The 25,219-nt window shown below is 73.3% G+C and carries 22 protein-coding genes; 11 read left to right on the top strand and 11 right to left on the bottom strand.

All coding sequences use genetic code 11. The features are described 5' to 3' along the window. Nucleotides 1–105: 105 nt before the first annotated feature. From hflX to miaA, 6 genes are all read right to left on the bottom strand, one after another. A complete protein-coding gene (hflX, locus tag CD790_RS05840; RefSeq protein WP_144381971.1) occupies nucleotides 106–1,599 on the bottom strand; it encodes a GTPase HflX in 1,494 nt (497 codons plus the stop codon). Between the two features lie 204 nt (nucleotides 1,600–1,803). Further along, the gene (locus tag CD790_RS05835; RefSeq protein ID WP_144381970.1) at nucleotides 1,804–3,474 is read right to left on the bottom strand and encodes a M1 family metallopeptidase; all 1,671 of its coding nucleotides are present in this window, start codon (nucleotides 3,472–3,474) and stop codon (nucleotides 1,804–1,806) included. Nucleotides 3,475–3,557: 83 nt separating this feature from the next. Continuing rightward, on the bottom strand, nucleotides 3,558–5,867 hold the full coding sequence (locus tag CD790_RS05830) for a bifunctional (p)ppGpp synthetase/guanosine-3',5'-bis(diphosphate) 3'-pyrophosphohydrolase (protein WP_144381969.1): 2,310 nt from the start codon (nucleotides 5,865–5,867) through the stop codon (nucleotides 3,558–3,560). Nucleotides 5,868–5,995: 128 nt separating this feature from the next. Further along, entirely contained in the window at nucleotides 5,996–6,868 is an 873-nt protein-coding gene (gene dapF, locus CD790_RS05825; RefSeq protein WP_144381968.1) for a diaminopimelate epimerase, read from the bottom strand. 518 nt (nucleotides 6,869–7,386) lie between these two features. Then, the gene (locus tag CD790_RS36765; protein ID WP_144382684.1) at nucleotides 7,387–8,049 is read right to left on the bottom strand and encodes a hypothetical protein; all 663 of its coding nucleotides are present in this window, start codon (nucleotides 8,047–8,049) and stop codon (nucleotides 7,387–7,389) included. Nucleotides 8,050–8,157: 108 nt separating this feature from the next. Next, nucleotides 8,158–9,096, bottom strand: a complete 939-nt coding sequence (miaA, locus tag CD790_RS05815; protein ID WP_144381967.1) for a tRNA (adenosine(37)-N6)-dimethylallyltransferase MiaA — start codon at nucleotides 9,094–9,096, stop codon at nucleotides 8,158–8,160. Nucleotides 9,097–9,278: 182 nt separating this feature from the next. Between miaA and CD790_RS05810 the strand changes: the two genes are divergently transcribed. Both CD790_RS05810 and CD790_RS05805 read left to right on the top strand, forming a co-directional pair. After that, nucleotides 9,279–9,599, top strand: coding sequence for a hypothetical protein (locus CD790_RS05810; protein WP_144381966.1), 321 nt, complete (start codon nucleotides 9,279–9,281; stop codon nucleotides 9,597–9,599). Nucleotides 9,600–9,623: 24 nt separating this feature from the next. Further along, entirely contained in the window at nucleotides 9,624–9,896 is a 273-nt protein-coding gene (locus CD790_RS05805; protein ID WP_144381965.1) for an antitoxin, read from the top strand. 440 nt (nucleotides 9,897–10,336) lie between these two features. Here CD790_RS05805 and CD790_RS05800 read toward each other — a convergent pair whose 3' ends face one another. Together CD790_RS05800 and miaB are read right to left on the bottom strand one after the other, a co-directional pair. Then, nucleotides 10,337–11,047: a class III extradiol dioxygenase subunit B-like domain-containing protein gene (locus CD790_RS05800; protein ID WP_144381964.1), complete on the bottom strand. Its 711-nt coding sequence runs from the start codon at nucleotides 11,045–11,047 to the stop codon at nucleotides 10,337–10,339. A 384-nt stretch (nucleotides 11,048–11,431) separates the two neighbouring features. Then, nucleotides 11,432–12,922: a tRNA (N6-isopentenyl adenosine(37)-C2)-methylthiotransferase MiaB gene (gene miaB / locus CD790_RS05795; RefSeq protein ID WP_144381963.1), complete on the bottom strand. Its 1,491-nt coding sequence runs from the start codon at nucleotides 12,920–12,922 to the stop codon at nucleotides 11,432–11,434. Between the two features lie 250 nt (nucleotides 12,923–13,172). Here miaB and CD790_RS05790 point away from each other — a divergent pair, with 250 nt between their 5' ends. Beyond that, nucleotides 13,173–14,168, top strand: coding sequence for a TAXI family TRAP transporter solute-binding subunit (locus CD790_RS05790; protein ID WP_144381962.1), 996 nt, complete (start codon nucleotides 13,173–13,175; stop codon nucleotides 14,166–14,168). A 113-nt stretch (nucleotides 14,169–14,281) separates the two neighbouring features. On the opposite strand, the gene CD790_RS05785 is transcribed toward CD790_RS05790, so the two are convergent. Continuing rightward, on the bottom strand, nucleotides 14,282–15,733 hold the full coding sequence (locus tag CD790_RS05785) for a HAMP domain-containing sensor histidine kinase (protein ID WP_144381961.1): 1,452 nt from the start codon (nucleotides 15,731–15,733) through the stop codon (nucleotides 14,282–14,284). A 15-nt stretch (nucleotides 15,734–15,748) separates the two neighbouring features. After that, the gene (locus tag CD790_RS05780; protein WP_144381960.1) at nucleotides 15,749–16,459 is read right to left on the bottom strand and encodes a response regulator transcription factor; all 711 of its coding nucleotides are present in this window, start codon (nucleotides 16,457–16,459) and stop codon (nucleotides 15,749–15,751) included. A gap of 337 nt (nucleotides 16,460–16,796) precedes the next feature. Here CD790_RS05780 and CD790_RS05775 point away from each other — a divergent pair, with 337 nt between their 5' ends. The 8 genes from CD790_RS05775 to CD790_RS05745 all read left to right on the top strand — a co-directional run bounded on the left by CD790_RS05775 (nucleotide 16,797) and on the right by CD790_RS05745 (nucleotide 23,850). Beyond that, on the top strand, nucleotides 16,797–17,573 hold the full coding sequence (locus CD790_RS05775; RefSeq protein WP_144381959.1) for an amino acid ABC transporter ATP-binding protein: 777 nt from the start codon (nucleotides 16,797–16,799) through the stop codon (nucleotides 17,571–17,573). A 221-nt stretch (nucleotides 17,574–17,794) separates the two neighbouring features. Further along, nucleotides 17,795–18,610 (top strand): glutamate ABC transporter substrate-binding protein, encoded by an 816-nt coding sequence (locus tag CD790_RS05770; RefSeq protein ID WP_186318894.1) that lies wholly within the window; start codon nucleotides 17,795–17,797, stop codon nucleotides 18,608–18,610. A 68-nt stretch (nucleotides 18,611–18,678) separates the two neighbouring features. Continuing rightward, a complete protein-coding gene (locus CD790_RS05765; RefSeq protein ID WP_144381957.1) occupies nucleotides 18,679–19,347 on the top strand; it encodes an amino acid ABC transporter permease in 669 nt (222 codons plus the stop codon). Continuing rightward, the gene (locus tag CD790_RS05760; RefSeq protein ID WP_144381956.1) at nucleotides 19,344–20,276 is read left to right on the top strand and encodes an amino acid ABC transporter permease; all 933 of its coding nucleotides are present in this window, start codon (nucleotides 19,344–19,346) and stop codon (nucleotides 20,274–20,276) included. Before CD790_RS05765 ends, CD790_RS05760 begins: the two co-directional genes overlap by 4 nt. A gap of 371 nt (nucleotides 20,277–20,647) precedes the next feature. Further along, entirely contained in the window at nucleotides 20,648–22,408 is a 1,761-nt protein-coding gene (locus CD790_RS05755) for an NAD(P)/FAD-dependent oxidoreductase (protein ID WP_144381955.1), read from the top strand. Between the two features lie 329 nt (nucleotides 22,409–22,737). Beyond that, nucleotides 22,738–22,827, top strand: a complete 90-nt coding sequence (locus tag CD790_RS36585) for a putative leader peptide (RefSeq protein ID WP_313956474.1) — start codon at nucleotides 22,738–22,740, stop codon at nucleotides 22,825–22,827. Between the two features lie 73 nt (nucleotides 22,828–22,900). After that, entirely contained in the window at nucleotides 22,901–23,473 is a 573-nt protein-coding gene (locus CD790_RS05750) for a cysteine dioxygenase (protein ID WP_260867360.1), read from the top strand. Further along, nucleotides 23,470–23,850: a rhodanese-like domain-containing protein gene (locus CD790_RS05745; RefSeq protein WP_144381954.1), complete on the top strand. Its 381-nt coding sequence runs from the start codon at nucleotides 23,470–23,472 to the stop codon at nucleotides 23,848–23,850. The genes CD790_RS05750 and CD790_RS05745 overlap by 4 nt, the downstream gene beginning before the upstream one ends. A 482-nt stretch (nucleotides 23,851–24,332) precedes the next feature. Here CD790_RS05745 and recX read toward each other — a convergent pair whose 3' ends face one another. Next, a complete protein-coding gene (gene recX / locus CD790_RS05740) occupies nucleotides 24,333–25,217 on the bottom strand; it encodes a recombination regulator RecX (protein WP_186318893.1) in 885 nt (294 codons plus the stop codon). Nucleotides 25,218–25,219 lie beyond the last annotated feature (2 nt).

Here is a 25,219-nt window from a genome sequence, read left to right as displayed (position 1 = left end):
CGGCGCCGAGCGCGCCGCCCACACGGGCGAGGGCCCGCCCCCGTTCCCGGGGGCGGGCCCTCGTCGTATGACCGCGTGCCGCCGGGCACGCGAGGGGCGCGGACGCTATGCGGACGCCGGGACGTACGGCTGGAGCTCGGCCGCCAGCTCCTCGTGCACCCGCGCCTTGAGGAGCGTGCCCTCGGAGGTGTGCTCCTCGGAGAGGACCTCGCCCTCGGCGTGGGCGCGCGAGACCAGGGCCCCGTGCGTGTACGGAACCAGCGCCTCGATGGCGACCTCGGGCCGCGGCAGCTCCGCGTCGAGGAGCTCAAGCAGCTCCTCGATGCCCTGGCCGCTGCGGGCGGAGACCGCGATGGAGCGCTTCTCGACCCGCATGAGACGCTGCAGCACCAGCGGATCGGCCGCGTCCGCCTTGTTGATCACCACGATCTCGGGCACCTCGACGGCGCCCACGTCGCGGATCACCTCGCGCACGGCGGCCAGCTGCTCCTCCGGCGTCGGGTGCGAGCCGTCCACCACATGGAGGATCAGATCGGCCTCGCCGACCTCCTCCATGGTGGAGCGGAAGGCCTCGACGAGGTGGTGCGGCAGATGGCGCACGAATCCGACGGTGTCCGCCAGCGTGTACAGCCGCCCGCTGGGGGTCTCGGCCCGGCGCACGGTCGGGTCGAGGGTGGCGAACAGCGCGTTCTCCACCAGGACGCCCGCGCCGGTCAGCCGGTTGAGCAGCGAGGACTTGCCCGCGTTGGTATAGCCGGCGATGGCGACCGAGGGCACCTTGTTGCGCTTGCGCTCCTGCCGCTTGATGTCGCGGCCGGTCTTCATCTCCGCGATCTCCCGGCGCATCTTCGCCATCTTCTCGCGGATGCGCCGACGGTCGGTCTCGATCTTGGTCTCACCGGGACCACGGGTGGCCATGCCGCCGCCCGAGGAGCCGGAGCCACCACCACCCATCTGCCGGGACAGGGACTGACCCCAACCGCGCAGCCGCGGCAGCATGTACTGCATCTGCGCGAGCGAGACCTGGGCCTTGCCCTCTCGGGACTTGGCGTGCTGGGCGAAGATGTCGAGGATCAGGGCGGTCCGGTCGACCACCTTGACCTTGACGACGTCCTCGAGGTGGATCAGCTGGCCCGGGCTGAGCTCACCGTCGCACACCACGGTGTCGGCCCCGGACTCCAGCACGATGTCCCGCAGCTCCTGGGCCTTGCCGGAGCCGATGTAGGTGGCCGGGTCCGGCTTGTCGCGACGCTGGGTGACGCCGTCGAGCACGAGGGCGCCCGCGGTCTCCGCGAGCGCGGCCAGCTCGGCCAGCGAGTTCTCCGCGTCCTGGACGGTGCCCGAGGTCCAGACGCCGACCAGCACCACGCGCTCCAGGCGCAGCTGCCGGTACTCGACCTCGGTGATGTCCTCGAGCTCGGTCGACAGGCCCGCGACGCGGCGCAGCGCCGCGCGGTCGGAGCGGTCGTGCTGATCGCCGTCGCGCTCCCCGTCGAGCTCATGACTCCAGGCGACGTCCTCTTCCATCAGGGCGTCGGCCCGAAGGCTCTCGGCGAGGCGGAGGCGCTGCCGGTCCTGCGGAAGGGAGGAGAAGGTCAATGCGATCCTTACGTCGTTGGTCGATGTCACTGTCGACAACGATCGGCACGGCCGTGGCATTCCCCGGCGTCGGCCGCGTCGTCGACCCCTTGATGGTCGCACGACCGCCACGCTGGGTCACTCGGGTTTTCCTCCGATCCTCGCCTCCTCGCCTCCTCGCCCCCGGCACCGGCTTCCTCCCGTCGTCCCGGCCTCTCCCGCCGCTCACCCGGCGGGCGGTGCCTGCTTCCCCGGCGCCTTGGCGGTCTGCTTGGCGGCCTGGGCGGGGTGCAGGGGGTGCGCGGCGTGCGCGGCCTGGGCCGGGGACTGCTTGGTCGGCGGCTGCTTGGCGGCGGTCGTGGCCGTCGCCTTCCAGTCCGCGTGGCCGGGCATCGGCGGCGTCTTCCTGTCGTACAGCCAGGAGTGCAGGAACCCCGTGAGATCGCGGCCGGCGATGTCCGAGGCGAGGCCGACGAAGTCCTCGGTGGAGGCCACGCCGTCCCGGTTACGGCTCGCCCACTCCCGCTGGAGCCGCTCGAAGGGCTCCTTGCCCATCTCCTGGCGCAGCGCGTAGAGGATCAGTGCGCTGCCGTCGTAGACGGCCGGCCGGAAGATGCCGATGGGCTGGCCCGGCTTGGAGGGCTCGGGGTCCGCCGGCGGCCCGCCCTGGGCGCGCCAGGCGTCGGACATCCCGTACGCCCACTTCATCCGCTTGTCCAGGGACATCTCTCCGTGCTGGTCGGCGTAGAGCGCCTCGTACCAGGTGGCGTGCCCCTCGTTGAGCCACAGGTCGGACCAGGCGCGCGGGCTGACGCTGTTGCCGAACCACTGGTGCGCCAGCTCGTGCACCATGATCGAGTCCACGTACCAGGCGGGGAGCCGGCTTTCGAGGAACAGGTCCTGTTCGAACAGGGAGAGCGTCTGCGTCTCCAGCTCGAAGCCGGTCGTCGCGTCGGCGATCAGCACACCGTACGTCTCGAACGGGTACCGGCCGACCCGCTCCTCCATCCACTCCAGCTGTGCCGGCGTCTTGGCGAGCCATTTCGCCAGCCGCCGGCGCTCCGCCGTGGGCACCACGTCCCGCACCGGCAGCCCTCCTGGGCCGCGCCGGCGCACGATGGTGGAGCGGCCGATGGCGACCTGCGCGAGCTCGGTGGCCATCGGGTGCCGGCTGCGGTACTCCCAGGTCGTCTCGGGCCCGTCGTGGGTGTGCCCGCGCGGGAGGCCGTTGGCCACCACCGTGAGGTCCTTGGGGGCGGTGACCCGGAAGGTGAAGCGGGCCTTGTCCGAGGGGTGGTCGTTGCAGGGGAAGACGCGGTGGGCGGCGTTGGCCTGGTTGGCCATGACCAACCCGTCGCTGGTCTTGATCCAGCCGCCCTTGCCCTGCCCGCGCGGGTCGCTGGTGTGGTGGACGGTCACCTGGAAGTAGCCGCGCTCGGGGACCATGATCTGCGGCGCGATCACCAGGTCCTCTTCGGCCGTGGCGAACCGCGCGGCACGACCGTTCACCTCGACGGACCGTACGGTGCCGTTGGTGAAGTCGAGGTTGAAGCTCTCCAGGGTGTCGGTCGCATGGGCGGAGATGGTGGTCACGGCGTCCAGCGGCTTGTCGTTGCCGTGGTACTCGAAGGTCACGTCGTACGAGGTGACGTCGTAGCCGGGGTTGCCGAGGTGCGGGAAGAGCCGGTCCCCGATGCCCATCGGGGCGACGGGGGCCGAAGGGCCGTCTCCAGGGCCGTCCAGCGGGCCGGCGGGCGAGCCCGCGGCGACCGAGGGCACCGCGGCGAGTGCGGCCAGCGCGGTGGCCACCAGCGTGGCCCTGCGCCGGGTGGCCCTCCGGCGGACGGAGCGGGCGGTACGGGTACCCGGTACAGAGCGGGCGGAAGTGTGCGGCATGCGCTACGGCTACCAGGGCGGGCGGAGAGCCATGCGGAAACGCGGGGGGAGTGCACCCGTTCGGGGGCAGCAGACGAGGGCGGTCAGGCGCCGGTGGCCGCCGTCGTCTCGCGGCCCGTGCGGGTGACGTCGTACACGCCCGGCACCCGCCGCATCGCGCGCATCAGCACCGGCAGCCGCCCCGCGTCGGACAGCTGGAGGGTGTAGGTGTGCCGTACCCGCTGCTCGCGCGGGGGCTCGACGGCGGCGGAGACGACGGCCACGCCCTCGGCGGCGATGGCCTCGGTGAGGTCCGCCAACAGATGCGGCCGGCTGAACGCCTCCGCGTACAGGGTGACCCGGTAGTCGGCGGCCCCTCCCCCCGGTGCGCCGTCGTCCTGCCAGCGCACCCCGACCGGGGCGCGGCCGCTCGCCGCCATCCGGGCCACCGCCGGACACTCCTGGCGGTGCACGGTGACGACCCCGCCGCGCACCGGAAACCCGGTGACCGCGTCCGGCGGCACGGGCGTGCAGCAGCCCGCCAGCCGCACGGCGGACCCAGGCGGGTCGGTGACGACGCCCACGCCCCTGCGGCCCTCTCCGGGGCGCCAGGGGGCGGCCCGGCGGCCCTGGGTCGGGGCGGCGGCCGCTGGACCCTCCGGGCGCGGCGGATGGGCCGCCAGCCAGCGGGTGATGGCGATGCGGGCGGCCGGGGTCCGGGCGTGGTCCAGCCACTCCGGCGGGGGGCCGTCGGGCGTCGGGCCGTCCTCCGGCGCCGGAACCTCCGCCGCCGGGCTCTGCGCCGCCGCGTCGGGGGCCATCAGGAGCTGGAGCGTGTCGCCGTCGCGCAGCACGGTGCCCAGTCCGACCAGCCGCCCGTTGACGCGTGCGCCGATGCAGCCGTGGGCGGCCTCGCCGTGCCGCGCGTAGGCGGCGTCCACGCAGCTCGCCCCGGCGGGCAGCCCCAGCGTGCCGCCGTCCGCGCGGAAGACGGTGATCTCCCGGTCCTGGGCCAGGTCGTCGCGGAGCGAGCTCCAGAAGGTGTCCGGGTCGGGGGTGGCGCGCTGCCACTCCAGCAGTCGCGAGAGCCAGCCGGGGCGGGTGGGGTCGGCACGTTCCCCCTCGGGGGCGACCGAGCTGTCAGCGACCCCGGTGTCCCCGGTGCCCCCGGTGCCCCCGGTGTCTCCGGGCCTTCCGGTCGCCGCGACGTCTCCGGCGGCCTCGGGGATGGTCTCTGCCGGAGCGGGCTCTGACGGGGCGTACGGATTGCCGAGGGCGACCACCCCGGCCTCGGCGACCCGGTGCATCTGGTGGGTGCGGATGAGCACTTCGGCCACCCGACCCTCACCGTCGGCCACGGCGGTGTGCAGCGACTGGTAGAGGTTGAACTTCGGAACGGCGATGAAGTCCTTGAACTCCGAGATGACGGGCGTGAAGCAGGTGTGCAGCTCGCCCAGGACGGCATAGCAGTCCGCGTCCTCCGCGACCAGGACCAGCAGCCGCGCGAGGTCGAAGCCGGTCAGCTCACCCCGTTTACACCGCACCCGGTGCACCGAGACGAAGTGCCGTGGCCGCACCAGGACTTCGGCGGCGATGCCCGCCTCGTGCAGCACGGCCCGCACGTCCTCGGCGACATGGGCGAGCGGGTCGGGGCGACCGGCGTGCTCCAGCAGCAGATCGCGGGTCCGCTCGTACTCCTCGGGGTGCAGGATGGCGAAGACCAGGTCCTCGAGCTCGGTCTTGAGCGCCTGCACGCCGAGCCGCTCGGCGAGCGGGATGAGCACGTCGCGCGTGACCTTGGCGATGCGCACCTGCTTCTCGGGCCGCATCACGCCCAGAGTGCGCATGTTGTGCAGCCGGTCGGCGAGCTTGATGGACATCACGCGGACGTCGTTGCCGGTGGCGACGAGCATCTTGCGGAAGGTCTCGGGCTCGGCCGCCGCCCCGTAGTCGACCTTCTCCAACTTGGTCACGCCGTCGACGAGATAGCGCACCTCCTCGCCGAACTGCCGCCCCACCTGATCGAGTGTCACATCCGTGTCCTCGACGGTGTCGTGCAACAACGACGCGGTCAACGTCGTCGTCTCGGCTCCCAGTTCGGCCAGGATCAGCGTGACGGCGAGCGGATGGGTGATGTACGGCTCGCCGCTCTTGCGCATCTGACCGCGGTGCGAGGACTCGGCCAGCACATACGCCTGGCGCAGTACGTCGAGGTCGGCGCCGGGGTGATGGGCCCGGTGCACCTTGGCGATGTGCTCGATCGCGTCGGGCAGCCGGTCCCGGGCGGCCGGGCTCAGCAGGGAGGCGGGGCCCAGCAGCGCGGTCCTGCCGAATCTGCGGAGATTCCGCAGGTCGAGGCGGGGGAGGCCGCGCCTCCGGCCGAGGGCGGCCTGGTCCGTGGCCTCTGCGCTCATGGGCACCTCCGGCGGGTCGACCGGCGTGGGCTCACCCCCGGGGCCGGTGCTTGATGCTATCGAGCCCACCACGCACGGCCGACCGGCTCTCGCCGAGAGTGAAACGGATCACCCATTCGAGCGAAGTGTCAGGCGACGGCCGTGTCCCACCAGGAGGAGTCGATCGTGCCCTCGGCCACGATCACAGCGGGCCCCGTCATCTCCACGGTGCCGTCCGGCAGCTCGCTGATCACCAGCCTGCCGCCCAGGACGTCCACGGTGTACGTGGCGGGGGCGCCGGTGACCGCCGGGTCCACGCCGTCGCGACGCGCGGCCGCGACGGCCACGGCGCAGGCACCGGTGCCGCAGGACCGGGTCTCGCCCGCGCCGCGCTCGTGGACGCGCATGGCGAGGTGGCCGGGGCCCCGGTCCACGGCGAACTCGATGTTCACGCCGTCCGGATAGACGGAGGCGGGCGCGTACGAGGGCGCCGACTTCAGGTCGCCCGCGTGGTCGAGGTCCTCGACGAAGGCGACGGCGTGCGGGTTCCCCATGTTCACGTTGCGGGCGGGCCAGCCGCGCTCGCCGACCGTCACCGTGGCCTGCTCCGCCGGCAGTTGGGCGCGCCCCATGGAGACGGTGATGTCGCCGTTCTTGCCGATGTGCGCCCGCTTCACACCGGAGCGGGTGGCGACCGGGACGTCGCCCAACGGCACGAGTCCCGCGTGGTGCAGATAGCGGGCGAACACCCGGACGCCGTTGCCGCACATCTCGACGATGGAGCCGTCGGCGTTGCGGTAGTCCATGAACCACTCGGCCTCGTCCGCCAGCGCCCGCGCCTCGGGGTGCGCGGCGGAGCGCACGACCCGCAGCAGGCCGTCGCCGCCGATGCCCGCGCGGCGGTCACACAGCCGCGCGACCTCGGCCGCGGACAGCTCCAGCGCGCCGTCCGCGTCGGGCACGATCACGAAGTCGTTCTCGGTGCCGTGACCCTTGAGGAAGGAGAGGGTTCGTGTGTTCACCCTTCGAATCTTACGGGGCGCCCGACGCGGGGCCGAAGGGCGGCAACGGGGCGCGGGGGCCGCGCGCGGACGGGCACTGTGCGGTCGGCTCGGGCGCGGCCGGCGAGCGCCGTGAGCTGGGCGGGCGCGCGGCCGTGCGGGCGCCGCGCGGTGGGCTCGGCCCGTGGAGGACCCGCGCCACCGTGTGAGGGGCGGCGTGGACCGCGCGGGAAGCCACGCGCTACCCGCGCGCTATGCGGTGTCCTGGCGCTGCACCGAGTTCCACCCCACAGGAGACGGCCCAGGTCGCCAGGGGCCGGCCGCGCCGGAAACCGCACACCGCGCGGGGGCCGCCCATCCACGGGCACCGACTGTCGCGCGGGCCACCGATCTGTCGCGCGGGGCGCCCGCGCCCGCCGCTCCTCGCGCGGGGCGCGGCGCCGAGACGATCCGTACCGTCGGAGAGGGCGCGTACCGCCGGGGACCGTTCGCACCAGTGGGCCAGGCCCCGCACAGGCTACGCGCGGGAAGGGCGTCGTTCAGCGCAGGCGGGCGACGCGCCAGATGGCCAGCGCGGCCATGAGGGCGACGATCGCCGTGTACAGCAGTACGAAGCGCCAGTCGGGGCGGCGCCCGGAGCCGCGCGGCGGCAGTCCCGGCCAGGTGTAGCCGACGCGCCGTGCGGCCGTCAGCCCCCAGCCGGCCGCGCAGCAGCTGAGGAGCAGCCCGAGCATGGCCACCACGGCCCCGCCGTCGCCGACCTCGAAGGCCAGCGGGAAGGCGAACATCAGCGAACCGAGGATGGCCAGGCCGACGATGGGCGCGATCTGCCAGATGCGGAACCGGCGCGGCGGTCGCAGGTCACGGAAGGACTCGCCGGGGCCGGGCGGGCCGTCCTCCGCCTCCACGGACTCGGAGACCACCAGGGCCTCCGCCTCCGGAACGTCCAGGTCGTCGGCGCCTGCCAGGGTGTCCGAGTCGGCCAACGCCTCCGAGTCGGCCGGCGCGGCCGGGCCGGCGAGCGGGTCCACGTCGGCCAGGACGTCGACGGCGCCGAGGCCGTCGGGTTCCGCCCCCGCCGGGCCCGGCTCGGCGCCGATGCCGTCACCATGAGCATCGGGGGGCGCCGCGGACATCGGAGTCAACAGCTCCGATTCGCCCTGCGGCGGCTGCTGCGAGGTGTCCCGAGGGCCGGCCTCCATCGCCACACGCCCTCCAAACTCCAGACACCACGGCACGATCGAAGCTCGATGATGGCACGGGCGAGGCGGCGGTATTGACACACGGGGCGTCCCGATGCAATCACGTGATCAGGCTGTGACCGCCCGTTCGACCAACGCCAGCGCGTGCGCCGTCAGTTCCCCCCTGCGGTCAGCCGCGCCGCTGAGCCAGTGCACCCGCGGGTCGCGGCGGAACCAGGAGTCCTGGCGCCGCGCGAAGCGCTTGGTGGCGCGCACGGTCTCGGCCCGCGCCTCGTCCTCGGTGCACTCCCCGGCGAGCGCGGCGAGCACCTGTTGGTAGCCCAGCGCGCGGGAGGCGGTGCGGCCGGAGCGCAGCCCGGCCTCCTCCAGTCGCCGCACCTCGTCCACGAGGCCGGCCTCCCACATGCGGTCCACGCGCCGCGCGATCCGCTCGTCGAGCTCGGGCCGCTCGACGTCGACGCCGATCTGGACCGTCTCGTAGACCGACTCATGGCCCGGCAGATTGGCCGTGAAGGGCCGGCCGGTGATCTCGATGACCTCCAGGGCGCGCACCACGCGACGGCCGTTGCTGGGCAGGATGGCGCGGCCCGCCTCCGGGTCGGCCGCGGCCAGCCGGGCGTGCAGCACCCCGGGGCCGCGCTCCTCCAGTTCCGCCTCCAGCCGCGCCCGCACGGCGGGGTCGGTGCCGGGGAACTCCAGAGCGTCGATGGCGCCGCGCACGTACAGGCCGGAGCCGCCGACCAGGATCGGGGTGCGGCCCTCGGCGAGCAGCCGGTCGATCTCGGCGCGCGCCAGGCGCTGGTACTCCGCGACGCTCGCCGCCACGGTGACGTCCCAGATGTCGAGCAGCCGGTGCGGCACACCCTGCTGCTCCTCCGCCGTCAGCTTGGCGGTGCCGATGTCCATGCCGCGATAGAGCTGCATGGAGTCGGCGTTGATGACCTCGCCGCCCAGGTGATGGGCCAGGGCGACGCCCAGGTCGGACTTGCCGGCCGCGGTGGGTCCGACGACGGCGATGACTCGCGGAGGAGGAACTGCGCTGTTCACGGGCACCAGTCTCGCAAACCTCCCGGCCTGGACTCGAACGGGCGACGTGACGGGACGCCACCGGCGTCGTTGCCCGATGCGAGGTTCCGAGGGCCGGTTCACGGACCGGGTCCGCGAGCGGCGCAATGGGACGCTCCGGGCGGCACGGAATTTCGCCCACACGAGTAAGGTATGGAGTAGATATGGGCGTTTTTGCAAGGCTTCGCGGTCGTAAGTCCAAGGCGTCACGTGAGGAGGCCACCACGGCCGCCCTGACGGAGGAACCGACGACCAAGGGTGCTGACGAGGGCACCCCGGAGGCCGCCCAGGACGCCAAGAAGACCGAGGAGGCACCGTCGGCCCAGGGGTCGAAGGAGCCGGAGGCGCCCGCCGCGGAGCCCGAGGCCGAGCGGAAGGACGAGCGGAAGGCCGAGGCCGCGGGCCCCGACGGCGTGGAGATTCCGAAGCAGCAGTCCGCTGAGGAGGCGGCCGACAGCGAGGCCGGCGAGGGCGCCCGGAAGTAGTTCTCTGACGAGGGAAGGTGGCTCATGGGCCTGCTGAACACACTCAAGGCCAAGGCCGGCGCCATGAAGGGCAAGGCCGGGCATTTCATGCAGCAGCACGAGCCCCAGATCGAGCGCGGTCTGGACAAGGCCGCGAAGGCGGTCGACTCCAAGACCAAGGGCAAGTACAGCGGCAAGATCGAGACCGGCACGGACAAGGCCAAGGGGGCCCTTGGCCGCCTCTCCCACAAGGACACGGGCATGGGTAAGGACGCGGGTGCCGGTCCCGGCACCGGCACTCCCACCAGCGGCACCTGACCCCCGCCGGCGGACGGTCGCGGGTCCCGCCCCGCGGCCGTCCCCCTGCCCGGGCCGGTTGACGTCCGTGCGCGTCGGTACCGTCGGTCCCACCAGGCGACGGCAGCACGACCTGCCGCCGTCGACCCCGCAGCGCGCACGCACGGCGCGCCCTCGCGCCTCTCCGCTCTGCGTTCCTCGCCTCGCGGCGGGCCATGCGGCGCCCCCGCTGGCCAACGTCCAAGGCACGCTCCCCCACCACGCGCCTCGTGAACGACCAGCGGCGCGTACGCCGACGCCTCCGGCCCACGCGCCGACCCCCACCAGATCGCACGCGCCCGCGCGGTACGTCCCCGCCCGCGGTAGGGGCCGTCCGTACGGCTCGTCTCGGCGACGGCCAGGGCGCGGCGGCGCAGGGAAAACGGGCGAGCGCGGCTCGCGCGCGAGAGGCGGTGGGCGCGTCAGGACCAGGCGGCGACGAAGTACCCCACGCCGTAGGGCGCGTCGTCGTACAGGAGTCGACCGTCGAGGCCGGCGTCTTCGGCCGCGCCGGCGAGCACCTGCCAGGGGGCCCGGCCCGCGGCCCGCAGTTCGGCCGCCAGTGCCGAGTCGAGGGCGGCGAGGGCGGCGGTGTCGGCCGCGCCGAGTGCCCGCGCGGCCTCGGCGTCGAAGCCGGCCGCGCGCTCATCCAGATAGCCCGGCGCCTTGAGGGTGCGGCAGGCGCTTCCGTCGCCCATGACCAGCATGGCGAGCCGGCCGCCGGCCGCGGCCAGCTCGCGCCCGGTCCGGGCGCACGCCTCGGGGTCCAGGGACTCGGCGACGCCGAGGCCCTCCAGCGGGGCCGCGGCCCACTCCGTGCGCTCCAGCAGCCACGCGGCGACGGTCAGTGACAAAGGCAGCTCGGGCGCGGCCGCCGGCTCACCCGCGCCCAGTCGAACGGTCGTCTCGACGCCGTAGCCGTGGAAGGAGCCGGGTGCCCCCTGCGGGTACGGTCCGCGACCGCTCTCGCCCGCGGGGCCGATCACCACCAGCCGGTCCGGCCGGGACGCGGCGAGCACGCCCACGGCGTCCTTGCAGGCCGCGCGGAGCGCGTCCAGCTCGGCTGCGGCCCCGGCGGCGACCTCCGGTACCAGAAGCGGCGGACAGGGGCAGACGGCGGCGGCTACGAGCATGATCGGCACCCTAGCAAGGCGAAGCGTCCCCATCCGGCGGGAACCTGCCGCGGCGAGGCCCGGCCCCGGCGGCAGCCTGCGCCGGCGGGAACCTGCGCCGGCCCTGGGCGGGGCGATGGTGTCCCGGGCCGCCGCTGCCGCGCGGGGTTCTCCCACGCACCCGCGGGGTGCCGGTGCGGGCGCGGCCGCCGCCTGGGCCGTGGGCACCAGAAGCAGCCCGCGTGGAGAGCTGCTCGGACAGCCGGCGCCCGCGTAAGCAGCCCGCGCAGAGAGCCCGCTCGGACAGCCGGCGCCCAGGTAAGCAGCCCGCGTAAACAGCCCGCGGCCGGGCGCACCCGTCAGGGGCGCCCGGCCGTGGGGAAGCGGTGTCGGCGGGAGGCGGCGTCAGTCGCAGCCGCAGCCCGCCGCCGGAGAGGGGGCGGGGGCCGGGGCGCCGATGGTCGGCAGGCCCAGCATCACGCCCGCGGGCTTGGCCTGCGCGGCCGCGTTACGGCGCTCCCAGGCATCGCCCGCCGGGGTGCGGCGCACGCCGCGTGCCGGCCCCTCGGCGAGCAGGTGGTGCGGGGCCGCGTAGGTGATGTCGACGGTGACGACGTCACCGGGCCGCACCGGCTCCTCGGGCCGGGTGAAGTGCACCAGCCGGTTGTCGGCGGCGCGGCCGGAGAGCCGCCGGGTGGCGTCGTCCTTGCGGCCCTCGCCCTCGGCGACCAGCACCTCCAGGGTGCGGCCGACCTGCTTCTTGTTCTCCTCCCAGGAGATCTCCTCCTGGAGGGCGACCAGCCGCTCGTAGCGCTCCTGGACGACGGCCTTGGGGATCTGCCCGTCCATCTCGGCGGCGGGGGTGCCCGGCCGCTTGGAGTACTGGAAGGTGAACGCCTGCGCGAAGCGCGCCTCGCGCACGACGTGCAGCGTCTGCTCGAAGTCCTCGTCGGTCTCGCCGGGGAAGCCCACGATGATGTCGGTGGAGATGGCGGCGTCGGGCATGGCCGCGCGCACCTTCTCGATGATCCCCAGGAAGCGCTCCTGCCGGTAGGAGCGGCGCATCGCCTTCAGCACGGTGTCCGAGCCGGACTGCAGCGGCATGTGCAGCTGCGGCATCACGTTGGGCGTCTCGGCCATGGCGGCGATGACGTCGTCGGTGAAGTCGCGCGGGTGCGGGGAGGTGAAGCGGACCCGCTCCAGCCCCTCGATCTTCCCGCAGGCGCGCAGCAGCTTGCTGAACGCCTCGCGGTCGCCGATGTCCGAGCCGTACGCGTTGACGTTCTGGCCGAGCAGGGTGATCTCGACGACGCCCTCGGCGACCAGCGCCTCCACCTCGGCCAGGATGTCGCCGGGGCGGCGGTCCTTCTCCTTGCCGCGCAGCGCGGGGACGATGCAGAACGTGCAGGTGTTGTTGCATCCGACGGAAATGGAGACCCACGCGGCGTACGCCGACTCACGGCGGGTCGGCAGCGTGGACGGGAACGCCTCCAGGGATTCGGCGATCTCGACCTGCGCCTCCTCCTGAACGCGGGCGCGCTCCAGCAGCACCGGCAGGCTGCCGATGTTGTGCGTGCCGAAGACGACGTCCACCCAGGGCGCCTTCTTCACGATGGTGTCGCGGTCCTTCTGGGCCAGACAGCCGCCGACCGCGATCTGCATGCCGGGGCGCTTGGCCTTGGCCGGCGCGAGCCGGCCGAGGTTGCCGTAGAGCCGGTTGTCGGCGTTCTCCCGCACCGCGCAGGTGTTGAAGACGACGACGTCGGCGTCCCCCTCGGCGGTGCCCTCCGGGGCCCGGACGTAGCCGGCTTCCTCCAGCAGGCCGGACAGCCGCTCGGAGTCGTGGACGTTCATCTGGCACCCGTAGGTGCGCACCTCGTAAGTCTTCGCACTCATCTCAGTCCACCAGGGTACGTGGTCGCGTCCCGACCCCGCCCCTCCGTTTGTCGCGAGCTGATCCGCCGGCCCCGGGCCTTCCTCCGCCGCTCGGCCGGCCGCTCCCCCGGCCACGCCGCTCACCGGCCCTTTCGTCGGCGAGCGCGACGATCGCGCCGCCTTCGGTCGCCCCTCGGGGGAGACCGGTCGCCGTGCATGTCACAGCGGACGCCCCTCCCCTAATCCGTGCCCGGCTGGCAGGATCCTGGCCATGCTCGACAGACTCACCCGCCCGCGCGGGCGGCGGCTGGCGCAGCTGGCCGCGGCGGCCGCGGCCCTCGCGCTGCTGCTGTGGTGGCAGCTGCCCCTCGGCGGCGGTGGCGCGCCCTCGGGCCGGGTGGTGCTCTCCACGGGCGTCCCCACCGGCGTGTACGCGAAGTACGGGTCGATGCTCCGCGACGACCTGCGGCGCGACCTCCCGGAGGTGCGGGTGCGGCTGCTGCCCAGCCAGGGCTCGGTCGACAACCTCCAGCGGCTGGCGGACGGCAGGGCGTCCTTCGCGATCGCCACCGCGGACGCCGTGGCCGCCTACACGGGCGAGGGGCGGCCGGGCGCCGAGCGGCTGCGGGCGTGCGCCCGGCTGTACGACGACTACATGCAGCTGGTGGTGCCCCAGGGCTCGAAGGTGCGCTCCGCGCGGGACCTGAAGGGGCTGCGGGTCGGGGTCGGAGAGGACCGCTCCGGGGTGCAGCTGATCACACGACGGCTGCTGGCGGCGGCGGACCTGGACTTCGCGACGGACATCAAGGCCGCGCGGGTCGGCATCGACAAGATGACCGGGATGCTGCGCAGGGGCGAGCTGGACGCGTTCTTCTGGTCGGGCGGGCTGCCGACCAACGCCGTCCAGGACCTGGCCGACGTCTTCCCCGTCCGGCTGGTCCAGCTCGGCGACCTGGCAGAGGCGCTGCACGACCAGGGCGATCGGACGCGCTACTACCGGGCCGCGGTGATGCCCGCCGACGCCTATCCCAAGGTGCGTCCGGGTCGGCCGGTCAAGACCATCGCGGTGGCGAACCTGCTGGTGACGACCGACCGTATGGATGCCCGCCTCACCGAGTCCGTCACCCGCACCGTCATAAGGAGCCGGGACCACATCGGCGAGGTGGTGCACGCCGCCCAGAAGGTCGACCTGCGGACCGCGGTCTTCACGGATCCGCTGGAGCTGCACGAGGGAGCGGCGCGCTACTACCGCTCGGTCAAGCCGTGAGGCCCGCCTCCGCCCCTTGACCGCCTCCGGTCGCTCCCCGGGCCTGACCGCCGCTCGGTCAAGCCCTGAGGCCCCCTCCTCCGCTCCATGGCCGGTCCGGGAGGCTGCCCTGGTCAGACCTTGAACGCCGGCACCGGCCGGTCCTTCGGCGGGGTGCGGGGCACCGAGATGGTCACCCGCAGCCCGGTCGGCTCGTTGGGCGCGTAGGCGATCGTGGCGCCGCCCGCCGCCAGCAGGGTCCGGGAGATGGACAGGCCCAGTCCGGAGCCGGAGACGTTCTGGTGCCGGTTGCTGCGCCAGAAGCGGTCGCCGACGCGGGCCAGTTCGTCCTCGGTGAGCCCGGGGCCGCCGTCGACGACGGTCACGGTGGCGGGTCCGGCGTCCGGCGGGACGGCGACCTTCACGCTCACCGAGGCGCCGGCCGGCGTGAACTTCAGGGCGTTGTCGACGACGGCGTCCAGGGCGCTGGACAGCGCCACCGGGTCGGCCCAGCCGATGGCGGTGTGGGGGCCGGAGTAGGTCAGGTCGATGGACTCGCTCTCGGCGAGCGGCAGCCAGGCGTCGACCCGGTCGGCGGCGACCGCCGCGATGTCGGTGAGGGTGAGCTCGGCGGTGGAGCGCTCGGCGAGGGCGAGGTTGAGCAGGTCGTCCAGGACCCGGGCCAGCCGCTTGCCCTCGCCGCGCACCGAGGCGATCTCCGCGTGGCCCTCGGGGAGTTCCAGGGCGAGCAGCTCGATGCGCAGCAGCAGCGCGGCCAGCGGGTTGCGCAGTTGGTGGGAGGCGTCGGCGACGAAGGCGCGCTGCTGTTCCAGCACCTCCTCGACGTTGTCGGCCATCTCGTTGAAGGAGCGGGCCAGCCGGCGCAGCTCGGGGGGCCCGGAGGCGGCGGCGACGCGTGAGTTCAACCGGCCGGTGGCGATGTCGTGGGTGGCCGAGTCCAGGATGCGGACGGGCCGCAGCACCCAGCGGGTGAGCCGGATGGCGGCGGCGACCGCCAGCAGCATCGCGGCGGCCTCACCCGCGGCGATCACCAGCCAGCCGTGCAGGATCCGGGAGCGCATCTCTCCGGTGGGTGAGTCGGTGACGACGACGTAGACCACGTCGCCGTCGCGCACCACCGGCGAGGCGACGGTGAGCCGGTTCCGCTGCCAGGGCCAGACCTGCTCGGGGTCGTGGCTGCGGCGCCCGGCGAGCGCCTCGTCGAAGGCGCGCCGCGCCTCCCCCTTGGCCGCCATCCGCCATTCTCCGGGGGCCTTGGCCACGCTCTCGCCGTTGCGCTCGAAGACGCCCGCGCGGATGCCGTACAGGTCGTAGTAGCGGTCCAGTTCGGACTGGAGGGTGGCGAGCCGCTCGTCCTCCTCGGTGGGGGGTTCGGCGGTGGCCGCCCGCTCCGGGCTTGCCGTGACGTACTGGGCCAGCGAGGCGAAGCGGGCGGTGTCGTCGATGCGATCGACCACCACCCCCTGCTGCTCGGCGGCGGCCAGGCTGCCGGCCAGCGGGAAGCCGAGGGCCAGCAGGACGCCCGCCATGAGGACGATGAGGAGCGGAAGGAGCCGTGAACGCATGCCCGTGCCGGCCGCCTACGCCGCCGGGGGGACGAGGCGGTAGCCGACCCCGCGGACCGTCTCTATCAGGGCGGGCATGCGCAGCTTGGAGCGGAGCGAGGCGATGTGCACCTCCAGCGTGCGCCCGGTCCCCTCCCAGCTGGTGCGCCAGACCTCGCTGATGATCTGCTCGCGGCGGAAGACCACTCCGGGGCGCTGGGCGAGCAGCGCCAGCAGGTCGAACTCCTTGCGGGTGAGCGGGACGGCGGTGCCGTTGACGACGACGGTGCGGGTGGGCACCTCCAGGCTGAGCGGCCCCAGCCGGAGCGCCGGCTGGGTGCCCTCGGCCGGTTCGTCGTCCGCCGAGGGGGCCTCGGCGGGGACGGTGCGGCGGCTGACGGCGTGGATGCGGGCCAGCAACTCCATGGTGTCGTACGGCTTGACCACGTAGTCGTCGGCGCCGAGGTTGAGTCCGTGGACGCGGGAGCGGACGTCGGCCCGCGCGGTCACCATGATCACGGGGGTGCTGGTGCGCTTGCGGATGCGGCCGCAGACCTCGAAGCCGTCCTGGTCCGGCAGCCCGAGATCGAGCAGCACGACGCCGAACGGGGCGCGCGTGTCGGGGAGCAGGGCCTTGAGCGCCTCCTCGCCGCTGCGGGCGTGGGTGACCTCGAAGCCGTGCCGCGCGAGGAACGCGGACAGAGCGGCGGCAACGTGGTTGTCGTCCTCGACGAGCAGCAGTCTCACCGGCACCTCCTCCCTCAGTCGACCCCTGGTGCGATCCGTTAACCGATCTTTTCCGGGGTACACGTCCCGTACACGCGCATCTCCGTGCGTACCCCCACGCGCGGGCCGTATGACACGGCCAGAGGGCATCCACCCCGATGGGGGGCGCACCCGTCAAGACGGTTTCCGGTAACCGGGCGTTTCCGTTACCCAGCCGGTACGCGTCCCGAGGAGGTGATCACACAACGTGTTCCGTTGCGGCCGGATCGTTATGCTCAATTTCAGCTCAGATGTGATGACGCTGGTCGCGGCGGCTCATAAGGTCCTGCCCAACCGAGGAGGATGGAGCGAGACGCCGATGAGCGAAGTATCGGTGACCAAGGACGACGCCGTGCCGGCGGGCGAGCTGGTCGCGCTGACCGGAGTCAACAAGCACTTCGGCGCGCTGCACGTACTCCAGGATATCGACCTGTCGATCGCCCGGGGTGAGGTGGTCGTCGTCATCGGACCGTCGGGCTCCGGGAAGTCGACCCTGTGCCGGACGATCAACCGCCTGGAGACGATCGACTCCGGGACCATCACCATCGACGGCAAGCCGCTGCCGGAGGAGGGGCGCGAGCTCGCCCGGCTGCGAGCGGACGTCGGCATGGTCTTCCAGTCGTTCAACCTCTTCGCCCACAAGACGGTGCTGGAAAACGTCATGCTGGGGCAGATCAAGGTCCGTAAGACGGACAAGAAGGTGGCCGAGGAGAAGGCACGGGCGCTGCTGGACCGGGTCGGCGTGGGCACCCAGGCCGACAAGTACCCCGCACAGCTCTCCGGTGGTCAGCAGCAGCGGGTGGCGATCGCCCGGGCCCTGGCCATGGGCCCCAAGGTGATGCTCTTCGACGAGCCGACCTCCGCGCTCGACCCGGAGATGATCAACGAGGTGCTGGAGGTCATGCAGCAGCTCGCCCGGGACGGGATGACCATGGTCGTGGTCACCCACGAGATGGGCTTCGCGCGGTCCGCGGCGAACCGGGTGGTCTTCATGGCCGACGGCCGGATCGTGGAAGAGGCCCAGCCGGAGCAGTTCTTCACCAACCCGCGCAGCGACCGCGCCAAGGACTTCCTGTCGAAGATCCTGCATCACTGATCGGCTCGTATCCCCCGTACGACCACTGATCGGCCCGTACGTACCCGGTGCGGGCCACGGAACGACGCGTACGGCCCGCACCCCGGCGGTCCGTACCGCCCCGGACCACCGACACGGCCAGAGCGGCCCCGGACCGGTCCGTATCCCCGCACGCCTCGAACGCCTCGAACGCCTCGAACGCTTCGATCGCCCCCGCTCGACGACCCCAAGGGATGTTCACCATGAAGTTCCGCAAGTCGGCCGCTCTGGCCGCCACCGTGCTCACCCTCTCGCTGACCGCGACCGCCTGTGGCAGCGGAGACGATGACGGCAAGATCAAGATCGGCATCAAGTACGACCAGCCGGGGCTCGGCCTGAAGACCCCGGACGGCGACTTCAAGGGCTTCGACGTCGACGTCGCCACGTACGTCGCCAAGGAGCTGGGCTACAAGGAGAGTGACATCGAGTGGGTGAAGGCGCCCACTCCGGAGCGGGAGAACATGCTCTCGCGCGGTGACGTGAAGTTCATCGCCGCCAGCTACTCGATCACCCCTGAGCGCAAGGAGAAGGTCAGCTTCGCGGGCCCGTACTTCCTCGCCCACCAGGACCTGCTGGTCCGCAAGGACGACGACTCGTTCAAGGACGTCAAGGTCCTGAACGACAAGAAGCTGTGCTCCGTCACCGGTTCGACCTCCGCGCAGAACGTCCAGAAGAAGTTCGCGCCCAAGGCCGACCTGCAGCAGTACCCGGGCTACTCGCAGTGCCTCACCGGCCTGGAGAACGAGGCCGTGGACGCCCTGACCACCGACGACTCCATCCTGGCCGGCTACGCGGCGCAGAAGGAGCACCAGGGCAAGTTCAAGCTCGCCGGGCTCAACCTGAGCAACGAGAACTACGGCATCGGCATCAAGAAGGGCGACAAGAAGCTCCAGGCCGACATCAACAAGGCCCTGGAGAAGATGGTCAAGGAAGGCGCCTGGGACAAGGCGGTCAAGGACAACTTCGGCCCCGCCGAGTACAAGTACGAGCCCGCTCCGAAGATCACCGAGAACAGCTGAGGACACGGAGGCGCGCCGCTCGCGCGGCGCGCCTCCTCCCATCCGACCAGGGGAGAGCGCGGTAGAACGTGTTCGATTTTCTTGAAGGGTACGACCTCCTCGGAGCCTTCTGGGTGACGGTGCAGCTCACCGTCTACTCGGCGATCGGCTCCCTCGTGTGGGGAACCCTGCTCGTCGCCATGCGGGTCAGCCCCGTTCCGGTGATGCGCGGCTTCGCCGCCGCGTACGTCAACCTCATGCGGAACACCCCGCTGACCATCGTCATCCTCTTCACCTCCCTGGGGCTGAACCAGACACTGGGCGTCACCCTGGCCGGTGGTGATCGGGACAGCATCCTGTTCCGGCTCGCGGTCCTCGGCTTGATCGCTTACACCGCCACCTTCGTGTGCGAGTCGCTGCGCGCCGGCATCAACACCGTCCCGTTGGGGCAGGCCGAGGCCGCCCGCGCACTGGGGCTGAGCTTCCCCCAGGTGCTGGCCCTGGTGGTGCTGCCGCAGGCGTTCCGCGCGGTGGTCGCCCCGCTGACCAACGTGCTGATCGCGCTGACGAAGAACACCACGGTCGCCGCCACCATCGGCGTCGCCGAGGCCGCCCTGCTGATGAAGGAAATGATCGAGGTCGAGAGTGACGCGATCTTCCTCGTGTTCTCCGTCTTCGCGTTCGGATTCGTCGTACTGACCCTCCCGATGGGCCTGCTGCTCGGCTGGGTGGCCAAGCGAGTGGCGGTGAAGCGATGAGCAACCTGTCCGTTCTCTACGACGCCCCCGGGCCGCGCGCCCGGCGTCGGAACCACCTCTACACCGTCCTCTTCCTGGTCGCCTTCGCCGCCCTCATGTGGTGGGTGCTGGACGTCATGGCCGACCAGGGCCAGCTGGACGCGGACAAGTGGAGCCCGTTCGTCGAAGACAGCCGGGTATGGACCACGTACCTGCTGCCCGGTCTGGCGGAGACGCTCAAGGCCGCGGGGTTGGCCATCCTCATCGCCCTGCCGCTCGGCGCGGCCCTGGGCATCGGCCGGCTCTCCGACCACCGGTGGGTCCGGGTGCCCGCCGGTGTCGTGGTGGAGTTCTTCCGCGCCATCCCGGTGCTGATGCTGATGCTGTTCGCGAACCAGGCGTACGCCGAGTTCGGCAACCTCGACTTCGACATCCGCCCGCTGTACGCGGTCGTCACCGGTCTGGTGCTCTACAACTCGTCGGTCATCGCGGAGATCGTCCGGGCCGGCATCCTGGCGCTGCCGCACGGCCAGACCGACGCGGCCAAGGCGATCGGCATGCGCAAGGGCCAGATCATGACCGTGGTGCTGCTGCCGCAGGCGGTCACCGCGATGCTGCCGGCTCTCGTCAGCCAGCTGGTCGTGATCGTGAAGGACACCGCCCTCGGTGGTGCGCTGCTCGGCTTCCCCGATCTGTTCAGCCAGGTCCAGGAGATCACCGCGAACTACGGCGCGAACAACATCGCCGCCATCACCGTGGTCGCCCTGATCTACATCGCGTTGAACTACCTGCTCACCAGCTTCGCGGGCTGGCTGGAGCGTCGACTGCGGCGCGCCAAGAAGAGCACCGGCGCGGTGCTGGCGGCGGACGCCACGGACCAGCTGGAGACGCTGGGCACCGAGTCGGCCGTGATGACCGAGCGGCCCACGGACCGTGACCGGGAGGCGTGAGGCGCGAGCGGTCAGCCGGGCGGCGTGACGCCGCCCGGACCGGATCCGACGGTGCCCGGAGCGGATCGCCGCGGGGCCGATCGACCGGCCCCGCCGACCGCCGGGCGACCGGCCGGCCCGCCAACGGGCCGGTGGTACGCCGGGATCGGCGCACGGAGGCGGTGGCGCACGCGCCACCGCCTCCGCCGTCTCCTCCCCTTGGCCTACGCTTCGCCGCCTCCCCTCCCCGGCCCCCGCTTGACGCGGGCGGCCGCAGTGGGTTGCATACGCTGTGTGATCACGCTCCGGGCTCCCTTCGCCAGCTCTCGTACGACCTGCGCCTGCTTCGTCACCGTCCACCGCACCTCCTCTCGGGCCCGAGGAGCCGCGCCGTGGACCCGGTGATCGTCGTCGGGGCGGGCCCGGTCGGGCTCACCCTGGCGCTGGCGCTCGCCCGACTCGAGGTCCCGGTCGTCCTGCTGGACGAGGGCACGGGCGCCGAGGAGCACCGGCTGGCCCGTACGGCGGTGTTGCGCCCGGACACCGCGGCGCTGGTGGCGCGGCTGGGCTGCGCGGAGCTGGTGGCCAAGGAGCGCTGGACCGCATGGCGCACGGTGCGGCGCAGGCAGGCGGTGCGGACGGCGCCCTTCGCGGCGCCCCTCGACGGCTCGGGCGCCGGGCAGGACGCCTCGCCGCCTCCCGCGCGGGAGCGCGCGGCGGAGGAGTCGCCCGAGTCCGGCCGGGCGGCGGAGGTCGTCGCACCGGTGCACCTGCCGCAGCACGAGCTGACCCGCGCGTTGCGCGCGGCGCTGCGGGTGCTCGCCGAGGCCAGCCCGGGTCTCGTCACCCTCGCCACCGGCAGCCGCCTCGACACCCTGGAGCAGGACGCCGCGGGGATCACCGCGCACACCCGACACGGCACCTGGTGGCGCGGCAGCTACCTGGTCGGCTGCGACGGCCCCCGCTCCACCGTCCGCAAGCTGCTCCAGGTGCGCTTCCCGGGGCGCACCGCGGTGGAACGCCACGCGGTGGCGGCGCTGCGCACCGAGTTGCCCTGGCCCGGCGAGGGCCTGCTGCACCGCTCGCCGCCATGGCGCGGCGCCGACGGCGAGATCGTCGCCCGTCCCCTGCCCGGCGGGGTGTGGCGGCTCGACTGGCTGCTGCCGCCCGGCCGTGAGCTCGTCACCCCGGACGCGCTGCTCACCCGGGTGCGCGAGACCCTGAGCGGCTGGTGCGACGGGGCGCCGCCCCCCTACGAACTCCTCGACACCGGGGTGCACACGGTCCACCACCGGCTCGCCCGACGCTGGCGGGTCGGCCGGGCCTTCCTCGCCGGAGACGCCGCCCATCTGATCGGCGCGCTCGGCACCCAGGGGGTGGACGAGGGGCTGCGGGACGTCGGCAACCTCTCCTGGAAGCTGGGCCTGGCCTGGCACCACGGCCGAGGCGAGGCCCAGCGGCTGCTCGACAGCTACCAGGCCGAGCGTCGGGCCGCGGTCGGCGCCCGGCTGCGCGGCGCCGACCAGGCGCTCCCGCTCGTGCGGGCGACGGACGGCTGGCACGCGGTGCGGCGCACCGTGGTGCCGGGCACCGTGCGCGGCCATGACACGTTGCTGACCGACAGTCATATGGGCCGGGGTCCGCTCGGTGGACCGCCCGTGCACGCCCGTTCGCCGCTCACGCCCCCGGTCGCCCCGGCCGGCTCCGTCACCGTGGACACCCCGATCGGAGCGCTGGTCACCGATGTCCCGGTGACGGCGCCGGACGGATCGGCGGTCCGACTGCGGGAGCGGCTCGGTCGGGACCTGCTGGTGGTGCTGGTCGCGCCCGGCACCGCGGTGTGGGAGCGTCGGCACTGGCTGCGCGCGGGGCTGATGCCACGGCTGGCGGCCGCGGTCGCCGCGCTGCCCGTTCGGGCCGAACTGCTGGTCGCCGAGTCCTACCCGGGCGCCGCCGCGCACACCGTCCTCCTCATCCGCCCCGACGGCCACCTGGTCGCCGCCCTGTCCGGGGTGCGCCCGGGGGAGTTGTACGCCTGCGCCGACGCGACCCGCGGCGGCGCGCCCGCGCGGGACGACGCCACGGCCGACGACGGCGAGGCGGCCGCCGAGGCCCCGACCGCCGAAACGGAGGCGACGGCGGGGCGTCGCTGAGGATCGCCGCGAGCCCCTGAGGATCGCTGAGGGCCGCCGAGGATCGCTGAGGGGGCGTCACCTCACGGCGCGTCGGCCGGGGGCGACGGCGCGATCGGCACCGCCCTGGGGCGGTGCCGATCCGACCCCGTGTCCACGCGAGCGGCTCAACGGGCGCACGCGGTCGGCACCTCGGCGTACGCGGTCGGCACCTCGGCGCACGCCGTCGACGGGTGAGCGCACGGCCGCCGAGGGTGCGCGGTTCGGTGCTCGGCGCGCTTCCCCGGGGCTCCGACCACTGGGCGAACACCGGTTGACCCCCTCTTCCGGCCCGTGGTTCACTGCGGAGCGTGATCGACACCCGGCAGCCGCGCTTCTGGCGGAGGGTCCATGTGGACCTGCTCCGCTATGCGAGCTGCATGTGTCGCCCGTCGTTCTGACGCGTTCCCCTGCCACGCGGCTTCGCCGCGCCCTTCGCGATCACTCAGGACGGCCCTCGTGTCCGACGCACCCGTGCCTCTCACATCCTCCACCTCCCGTAGGTCCCTCTCCTCCCCGCTGGCCTCGCCCTCCGCCCGCACCTCCCGCACTTCCGCGCCCAGCGCCGCCCGACTGCTGGACTTCGTCAACCGAACCGCCGCCGACACCGCCCTTGTGGCCTCGCTCCCGCTCGACCCGCGGGGTCGCACCTGGATGCGGCTGAACGGGCCGGGCGGCAGTGAGGCGTGGCTGATCGCCTGGCCGCCGGAGAGCGGCACCGGCTGGCACGACCACGGCGGCTCGCACGGCGCCTTCGCCACGGCCGCGGGTGAACTGACCGAGCAGTCGCTCGCCGCCCAACTGCCGACCGAGGGCTGGAAGACCCTTGAGCTGGCCGACGGGGTGGACCGTGAGCGCCGGCTCTCCGGCGGGCACGGCCGGGCCTTCGGCCCCCACCATGTGCACCAGGTCTTCAACGAGTCCCCGGACCGGCACGCGGTGTCGGTCCACGCGTACCACCCGCCGCTGCCCCTGATGCGTCGCTACAGCCGCACCGGCCAGGTGCTGCGTCTTGAGCAGGTCGAGCTGCCGGAGGAGTGGACATGAGGCGCCGTGTGGAGGAGCTCCTGGACGAGGCGCGCAGCGGCCTGGACCGGGTGAGCCCGGCACGGGCCGCGGAGCTGAAGGCCGCGGGCGGGCTGCTGGTCGACATCCGCTACGCCGCGCTCCGGGAGCGCGACGGCACGATACCCGGCGCCCTGATCGTCGAGCGCAACGAGCTGGAGTGGCGGCTGGACCCGCTCTGCGATCACCGCCTCCCGGAGGCCACGGCCCATGATCTGCCCGTCGTGGTGATCTGCAATGAGGGCTATGCCTCCAGCCTGGCGGCGGTCTCCCTGCGCCAACTCGGGCTGACCGGGGCCACCGACCTCATCGGCGGCTTCCAGGCGTGGCGCGCGGCCGGCCTGCCGGTGCGGCGCTGACGCACGGTGCCGGCCGAGGTCGGGACCAGGCGCCCCGGCCGGACGCACGCTGCCGCGGCCGCCCACCGGGTTCCCCTCCCCCGGTCACGAGCGTCAGCCACCGACGGTCCCACAGGGTCGACGGAGAAGACCGACAGGGTCGACGGGCCCGACGAAACGGTCACGTTTAGGGGGTCGCTTACGGGACCGCCTGCGGGTCGATGAGCGGGCGATGCGGCCGGCTCCACCGTGTCGGCGAGCCGGCGGCGTTCGTGTCGGGGGCTACCGCAGCGTCCCTCCACGGCGCCCGCGCCCGCGGTGTGAGCCGGTCGGGGACAGCGGCCGACCGGCGGACCGTCGCCGGATCGGCGTCGGCGAAGGATGCGCCGACGGCGTCCGCTTCGGTGGCTACCGTGGCGGCCGTGCCGGCCGCGGCGGCGGCATCGAGACCGGTCGTGTGCCCGGGGTCGAGCGCCGGCTCGGGGATCGGGACCCGATCCGGGTCAGGGCCCGGAGAGGTGTTCGTCCAGGTGCTCCGCGTCCTCGCCTTCCTCCTCCAGGGCGCGCCGGACCACGCGCAGGGCCAGGCCCTCCGGATACCCCTTGCGGGCGAGCATGCCGGCGAGGCGGCGCAGCCGCTTCTCACGGTCGAGCCCGCGGGTGGCGCGCAGCTTGCGTTCGACCAGCTCGCGGGCGGCGCGCTCCTCCTGGTCGGCGTCGAGCCGGCCGACGGCCTCCTCGATCAGCGCCGAGTCCACGCCCTTGGTCCGCAGCTCACGGGCGAGCGCGCGGCGGGCGAGGCCCCGGCTGTGGTGCCGGGACTCCACCCAGGCACCGGCGAAGGCCGCGTCGTCGATCAGCCCGACCTCCTCGAACCGCGACAGCACACCGTCGGCCACGTCCTCGGGGATGCCCCGCTTGCGCAGCGCGTCGGCGAGCTGCCGACGGGTGCGCGGGGTCCCGGTGAGCAGGCGCAGACAGATCGCCCGCGCCTGCTCCTCCGGGTCGGGCGACGCCTCCCGCTCGGCCCTCGGCGAGGAGGAGGCACCCCCCGGCTCACGGTCGGCGCGGCCCGTACCCGCGCCGCTCCGCGATCCGCCGCCGTGCGCCCTGGCGTCACCGTCGAACGGATCGCCGTCCTGATACGGGTCGCCCTGGTACAGGTCGTCCGGGTACGGAGGCTCGTCCGCGTACGGAGGCTCGTCCCGATAGGGAGCGCCGCCGTCCCAGCCGGCGTCCCCGCGCCCCGGCTCTTCCCCGTACGGCCGCGCGTCCCCATACGACGGTCCGTCCTCGTACGACGGGTCCGCCGGTCGGCGTCGGGCGCGCCGGCCCTGCCCGGCCGGCGGCCACTCCGGCGGGTCGGGCCAGTCGGTTCGCCGCGTCACGG

Source organism: Streptomyces sp. SAJ15 (genome assembly GCF_007595705.1).
Lineage (GTDB): Bacteria > Actinomycetota > Actinomycetes > Streptomycetales > Streptomycetaceae > Streptomyces.
The sequence above is the reverse complement of the archived record's forward strand: the minus strand, read 5'-3'. Positions and strand labels throughout refer to the sequence as shown.